General features: G+C 41.1%; 5 protein-coding genes. 1 reads left to right on the forward strand and 4 read right to left on the reverse strand.

What is annotated here, in order from left to right; translation table 11 throughout:
- Window positions 1-78: 78 nt before the first annotated feature.
- Window positions 79-1026, reverse strand: coding sequence for an efflux RND transporter periplasmic adaptor subunit (locus Q0668_RS08855; protein ID WP_298863055.1), 948 nt, complete (start codon window positions 1024-1026; stop codon window positions 79-81).
- A 694-nt stretch (window positions 1027-1720) separates the two neighbouring features.
- On the opposite strand from Q0668_RS08855, the gene Q0668_RS08860 reads away from it, so the two are divergent.
- Entirely contained in the window at window positions 1721-3751 is a 2031-nt protein-coding gene (locus Q0668_RS08860) for a biotin/lipoyl-binding protein (protein ID WP_298863058.1), read from the forward strand.
- Window positions 3752-3906: 155 nt separating this feature from the next.
- Here the strand turns inward: Q0668_RS08860 and Q0668_RS08865 are convergent, their stop codons facing one another.
- From Q0668_RS08865 to Q0668_RS08875, 3 genes are all read right to left on the reverse strand, one after another.
- The gene (locus Q0668_RS08865; protein WP_298863061.1) at window positions 3907-5445 is read right to left on the reverse strand and encodes a hypothetical protein; all 1539 of its coding nucleotides are present in this window, start codon (window positions 5443-5445) and stop codon (window positions 3907-3909) included.
- 259 nt (window positions 5446-5704) lie between these two features.
- Window positions 5705-6340 (reverse strand): hypothetical protein, encoded by a 636-nt coding sequence (locus tag Q0668_RS08870; protein ID WP_298863064.1) that lies wholly within the window; start codon window positions 6338-6340, stop codon window positions 5705-5707.
- Window positions 6341-6479: 139 nt separating this feature from the next.
- A partial coding sequence (locus Q0668_RS08875; RefSeq protein ID WP_298863067.1) for a POT family MFS transporter occupies window positions 6480-7709 on the reverse strand: 1230 nt, incomplete at its 5' end.

Genomic DNA, 7709 nt, shown 5'->3' on the forward strand with positions numbered 1-7709 from the left:
TAAAGTACTCATATGCAGTGAAAGTCTTTTACAAAAAAGAAAAACCGTCTGTAGTTAGAAAACTGGCAATAGAGAAAACTATTTTTTTGCCGATGTTTCCTGGGCCACTTTTTTACCTGACTTGTCAGGTAAAATTTTCATCGTTGCCATGTAACCGGCTTTCAGAATATTCTCCAGATTTTCTACTTCAGCCCAGACACGAATCGTTTTTCCATGAATGGGTTCGACTTCCACATCTATATAAGTAATCTTGCCGTGAAAGGTATCATCTTCTATCGGTAGACGGACACCATGAATTTCCAATTGAACTTCAACCGGTGTCCCGACATTAAATTTCCAGGAATCTTCAATATTCACATGGCCTTCCACTTTGACTCGTTTGGTACTGACAACTTCCAATACTTCATCACCATGACGTACAACTTCGCCGGTAGAGCGAAACTTCTTCGTTACGATACCATCAAAGGGAGCCAGGATTTTTGTTTCTTCAAGCTGGGAATCTATTTCTGCAAGCTGCAATTTACTCATTGCGAACTCCAATTCAGCCTGTTCAATTTGTAAATCACTTTTCTTGGCATTCAGCTCCAGGCGTTTAATATCCAGAGTTGAGATGGCATTTGGTACGCGTCTATTAATCTCCAGATTCATTTCCAGCTCAACATATGCTGTTTCTTTCGCCGTTTTGGAATAACGAATCTCGATATCGTTAGATGAACGCTTTTCGGCAGTCTTGCGCGAAGCTTTTAATGAATCGCTCTTCAGTGCCGCAATGACCTGCCCTTTTTTGATTTGTTCTCCTTCGTTGGGTTCGACATATTCCAATACACCCGGACGATCACTGCCTAAGATCACACGATCAATCAATTTAATACGACACTCATTGACAATAATTGCGGAACCCGGAACTGTTGTAACCGATTTATCCTTCGCCTGATTTTCTGCCTCCAGATTATTTTCCGTCAGAATCAAACTTGACCCGATCAGCAGCATTAAACAAAACCAAGTTTTCATCGAGTTTAATTTCATTACTTCATCCTCAAATCTGAATCAGTTGCAGTGCTGGAAGCAAGATCACTTACCCAGGCGTGATTCTTTTAACAAGCCTGGTGACAATCATTGAACGACATATAAATATAGACACTTCTGAACCATATATCTAACGGTTCAATCACCCCGCTGACAAGCGATTTATGCTGTTGGTATAGTGTTTTTATTGGGCAGGTTCGGAACGTAACGACATGTTGAACCAGGACAGCTCGTCCGCACAAACAACACAACCATTGCATTTGACCCATGTTAACATTTGGTTTTGGAAATTTGTCCGCCTATCTGTTCTTTAGATTGATTGTAAGTAATGACCTGATGGGAAATTATACCCTGTTCTCTTCATACGCATGTTATACTTTGAATATTTGACCGTCTCTTATTTTTGAAAGCCGTTTATAGGACTCTTTGGTCCTGGATGGGTTACACAACTCTTCCGTTTCATTTACGCAACATCGCAATAAAATTGAGTTTACGACGTAATGCAATTTTGCAATCGCTCTTCTTCCTTAATAAAATGATAATATGAAAAGAGACTCCCGTTCAGGAAATAGTGTCCAAATACACTAAATATTGCTCTTTTCTAACTCTCGTATCGTATAATTTCTGAAGAGATCGTTCTTTAGAACTCGAAGCACTTGAAACATTCGAACTACCAAACAGGTAATCTAACTCGATGACAAGCACCCAATCGCCTAGCCAGACCCGTGAACGTGTTGTTCGTATTGCGCGGGAAATCGAAGAATTCGCTCATTCCAATGTGGCACCTGAGACATTCTTTCGCGAATTTCTCAGAAGAGTCGTTGCGGGTCTGGGTGCCACCGCAGGTGCGGCGTGGCTCATCGATGATAGTGGTCGACTTGCCGTCACCAGTGAGGTGAATCTGGCAGACACCGGTTTTTATGAAGAACCGGAAGCCATCCTTAAGAACCAGCGTCTTTTATCTGATGTATTATCGACTGCGGAAGCACGTATTTTTACCGCAGATAATGATTCTGACATCCATTTACCAACAGATAATTTAATTGTTGTCGCAGCACTATCGATTCGCAAGAAACCGATTGGTGTCATCGAAATCTTCCAACGATCGAACTCGCCGAAACAGGCTCATTCTGGTTATCTGCAATTCGTCGAACAGATGTCAGGATATGCTTCGCATTATCTGGAAGAACGCGAGAAAGCCAGTAAGACCGATGCCTCTCTGGAAGTCTGGGAAGAAGTCGATCAATTCGTTCAGCAGATTCATCGCAGCCTGGACTTAACAGAAGTCGCTTCAACTATCGTAAATGACAGCCGACAACTACTCGATGCAGATCGCGTCAGCTTAGCCATGCAATACGGCAAGAAAACTGTGATCGAAGCCATTAATGGTCAAGACAAGGTCAATAAACGCGCAAACACCGTAAGATTACTTTCAAAACTGTCCAACAAAGTTCTCTCCATGCGGGAGACATTTCTCTATTCAGGTTCGGTGGATTCGATTCCACCTCAAATTGAAGAGCCACTGGCAGACTATCTACAGGAAAGTGGGACACGCATGATCTTGATCGTGCCACTCTTTGAGCCTGAGCCGGTCATTAAAAACGACGATGAAGCCTTAGGTGGTCGCAAAAAAGAGGTCCCTAAAAAACTGATTGGAGGCCTGATTATTGAACAGATCACAGACAGCCAGCCAAGGCCTCACCTGGAAAGCCGGACAGAATTATTATCAGGGCATATTTCCAGTGGTATTGCGAATTCACGCAGTTACGAAAGTATTTTCCTGATGCCCTTATGGAGGTTCATTGGACGTTGTTTTGCTGCGTTACGCGGGAAGACTTTACTCAAAACAGTGGCGATCATCGCGATCATTATTGCCACTGGTATTACACTGGCATTGGTACCTTATGATTACCGTGTCAGCTGCGATGGCAGACTGATGCCTAACATTCAACGGGAAGTATTTACCAACTGGGAAGGTGAAGTGGTCGCCATTCACGTGGAAAGTGGCCAGCGGGTGAAAAAAGGGACTCTACTGGTTGAAATTCGTAATGAAGATTTACAGGCACAAGCTCTGGAAACACAAAACAAATTGAACGAATTAAAACTAATGCTGCTCACCTTGAATGCAAATTTACAATCTGGAAATAGCAGCAAACGACCATCTGAAGATATCATTCGGCTGCGTGGTCAATTTTATGAAACAAAAACACAAATTTTTGGCGTGCAGAAACATCTTGAAATTCTGAACAGTCGTCTTGATAAACTGAATGTCAAAGCCCCGATTGACGGCGTGGTCACCACGTTTCAGATCGAACAGCTCCTGAAAAATCGCCCTGTCCAGCGTGGTGAATTACTTTTGGAAATCATGGACAGTACCGGTCCCTGGCAATTAGAACTTGATGTGGAAGAAAAGCGAATGGGGCACATTCTAAGAGCCATAGATAAAAAAGGAGATACCGACTTACCGGTTGAATTTATTCTGGCAACTTCGAATGAGGTGACTTATGGAGGCGAAGTCAATGATATTGCCACACGTGCCAATACATCTGAAGAAAGTGGCAGTATTGTTGAAATTTATGCCACGTTCAACAAAGAAAAACTGCCAAAAGACTCGTTACGTATTGGCGCGGAAGTCAGCGCAAAAATTGACTGTGGAAAACGCAGTCTGTTTTACGTACTCTTTGGGGATGTCGTAGAAACCTGCCGACGATTCTTCTGGCTGTAAGGTAACCAGACTTATTGATTGGTAAAGTAACTGATTAATAGGGGTGAATTGGTAGCATTACACACCGGCATCCAAGGAAAACTCAAAAGTAGAATGGCTACTTTGCCTGCCCTCGCTTCGATAATGAGATCAATAATCAGGATAAATATTAATATTTAATCATGAAATCCATAGCTATATAGCTCACAATTTTTCAAATGAAATTTTAAAGAGATCAATTTATCCTGCAATGATGAAAAACCTTCAGAGTTTCCAGAAGTAAATTGAACTTTCCCACGAATTTCATCCCCTGTGAAAGACATTCTTGGAACGTCAGAAATACGATTTCCTGATGCGTCCAGCACATCCATATATATCGAACCCTGTTTAAATGTCTTTGCATTTAAATAAAGATGCTTTCCGCTAAATTTAATCGGTACTGTTGTAAGTACACCACCGTTTTCATTTGCATCTACGGACACAAAGCGATCTTTCTTCCAACTCACTAATCCAATATTACAAGTGTATTTTGTTTTACGTCCGGTGTTTTTTTCACGATAAAGACATGGCGTTCCATGAGTATAATTTGCTCCACTGTAATATAGCCTGATTTCATCTCCATATTCAAAAGCAGTGGATGCCCCGATTTGAATCCCCTCATCCCATTCTCCCTTTTTACCCCTTGGAATAATCGGCTTTCGAAATGACCGATCCCAACGAGTTAAATCTCGGGAGCTAGCAAACTGCACTTCCATGGGTCCTTCATGATTTCCATATCGAGCATTATTGTTAATTGTAAATATCCATGGGAAAGCAATTGTGCAACTTTCATGAGGATAGGCACTAATACCATAAAATTCTGTTCGAACCAGTTTTTGATCATCTTCCACATCAAGTAGATGTCGCGCAGATTCAATCCGCCCCATTGATCCATAATCATCGCGAGCATCTGCCTTAAAAATGGGACGAGATGGTGTCCAATCTGAAAAATTTTTACTGGTGGAAAGCCCAAAACATCTGCGAATATGTCCTCTGTTATTTGTCACTAACTTTGGGAAAGCAATATATTCTTTTCGATAAGGATCATAATGCCCTGTAATCACATCGCTAGATCTGCAAAAAGGTTTTTCATTGACTTGCGTCCAATTCAAGCCATCAGGTGATACCATAAGATGGGCTCCATGCGCTGGCTTTTGACGCCAGCAAATCATTTTGTATCGTTTTGCAGGATTCGACTCTTGATTATCTTTCATTACACTTGCGAGAAGATATCCGTTCAAAACGGCATTATGCTTTGCTCCACTTTTTGATTTCACGGTGCCCACAAGTGGTTTCTTCCAGTGAATTCCATCAGTACTTGTTGCATAGTGAGTGGAAAAGTGAGGAAATTCATCGGTAGCATCACTGAAATACCACATTTTGAAAATATCCTCTTCCTTGTCAAACAGTACCGTGCCATAAATTTGAAGTTTCCATCCTTCGAATGGCTCTTCAGCTTTCAACAAAGGATTATCAGGATGTTTCAAGCCTTCATGAAGATTGAACGAAACATTTTTGGAACTGCTAACCAAATCTTGATCTACAAAAAGCTGAACCCGATTTCCTGCATTATAAATAGAGTTATTGATCTGCATCTCTTCTGCAGACAAGAGCTCTGTTTGTAAAACAGATGTTATTAACAGAACCACAGCGCAGGTTAAATCATTTATTGGCATGGAGAATCTCTCAAGTCATTTAAATCATTGAATATCAATTTGTGTTTTTGGCATCGCATGCCGCTTTCATTTCAGATCATATGACCTGAAATCCCCCAGTTGGGTTAAGTCTGAATCGCTACCAATTTCGACACGCGCCACTCTCTGCCTGGCGCGCACCAAAGTGCGAAGAATCAAAGGTGAAATCCAAGATCATAAAAAAGCTCCCTTGATCATCAGAACAAGGGAGCTTTTTCTTGAATCGTTCAACACACTGAAATTACGGCTTTTTAGTTGCTTTTGGTTCTTCCTTCTTTGGTTCTTCTTTTTCAGAATCTTTCTTGGGTGTTTCTGCTTTCTTGGCGTCCTTATCATCATCGTCATGACCTTTATGATCGTGACCTTCATGATCGCCATGTTCTAGATCAACATGAAAATGATCGTCGCCAATATCCAGATGAAAGTGACCTTCCAAATCGGACTCTGCTTTGACCGATTCGGGAATCGCTTTTCCTTCAGCGACAAATCGGGATGATTTCCCTTTGGCTTCCCCTTCTAAGGGCTTGGCTGCCAGAGGAATTTCATGCTCTTTTTCACCCACTTCCAGATCGAAATCAAGCGATTCCGCTGCGATCGGAAATGCGGTTTTCGCATCGGGGCCCAAAACATACGCCGTCAAGGTTCGGCCTTTGTTATCGAACACCACTTCGAGATGATATTGTTCTTCACCGACTTCTAGAAGATGTCCCCCGTTTGGCCCATCCTCATGCCCATGATCATGAGCGTGTTCTGCTTCAGAAGAGGCATTTGAATCCTTGTCGCTAAAAGTCCGAGTCTCCTCTTTTGATGAACATCCCACAAATAATGCTAAACTGATACCACACACTGCTACCTGAAACGTTTGAGAGAAACGCATTTTTCATTCCTTAATCTAAGCGTACCATTTTTTGAATTATGATTGAACTAATTTTTGCCCCGCAGTCACTCACTGCCTTCAGCAGATCATAGCAAGATCTCGCATAAAGAAAAGCAGTTTGCAATCGTTTTGTAAAAGCTTAATGAATCCCTTCTTCTCGAGCCTCTAAAATAATCGATTCATCATCCTGAATATAAGATGTTCCTCGATAATATTTCGCTACGAATACAAACAGTACTGCAGCAATAAACATCATTCCAGAGAAAAACCAGTAGTAGTTGGCTCCTTCCAAATGCGATCTTTCTTTATCAATCATAATAACCTTATTCACCCCTGCAGTCAGCAAATTCCCGACTGTGACAGATAGAAGAAAGAGTGACATAATAAATGATTTCATCGACTTGGGAGCCTGGATATAGGAAAACTCTAGACAAGTAATTGAAACCATTACTTCACTCGCTGTGAGCACTAGATACGGAATTACCTGCCATAAAATATGTGGTGGATTTGTCAAATTATTATCAATTTGAATTTGAATTAAAGCACTAATACCAAATGACGCCGCTGCCAAAAAGAAACCAATGGAAATTTTTCTTAACGGAGTTAGTGGAAAGACCTTATTAATCAAAGGATAAATCACGTAAGTAAATACGGGAATGAGTGTCAGGATAAATAAGGGATTGAATGCCTGAATCTGAGCGGCACTGATTTTATAGTTACCAATATTCGGATTCATTTGATTTCCTTGGAATACCCAGGAAGAACCGGTTTGATCAAATAACGACCAGAATATTGGCAGAAAAACATAAAAAAGAATCGACAAATTAAGTAATGCCTGCAATCCCTCTTTACCGAACGTATCTTTACGAAATTTTTTCCATCCCGAAGGGGGAATATGAACAAATTTATTACGCCCCATCCAAAATAGAATGGTTGCAATTACCATCAAGATTCCCGGTATTCCAAAAGCATAATGAGTCCCATAAATTTCAAGGATTTTTGGAATCAAAATAATTGAAATACACGCTCCCAAATTAATGGAAAAATAAAACCAACTAAAGACTTTGCTTAGTAAATGTTTATTCTGACTGCCAAACTGGTCTCCAACGTGTGCCGAGACACATGGTTTAATTCCTCCAGCACCAATTGAAATCAGAACCAGACCTAAATAGAGCCCGGAGCGTGTTGCATCAATGGCCAATGCCAAATGCCCTAAACAGTACACTATAGAAAGCAGGAGAATCGTTTTATATTTTCCCAAAAATATATCTGCGAGAAGAGACCCCAAAAGTGGAAAAAAATAAGCAGCAGCAACGAATAAATGGTAAGTGGCCTTCGCGTCCCCCTCAGACATATAATCTGCTTCACC

The organism is uncultured Gimesia sp. (assembly GCF_937910335.1).
Lineage (GTDB): Bacteria > Planctomycetota > Planctomycetia > Planctomycetales > Planctomycetaceae > Gimesia.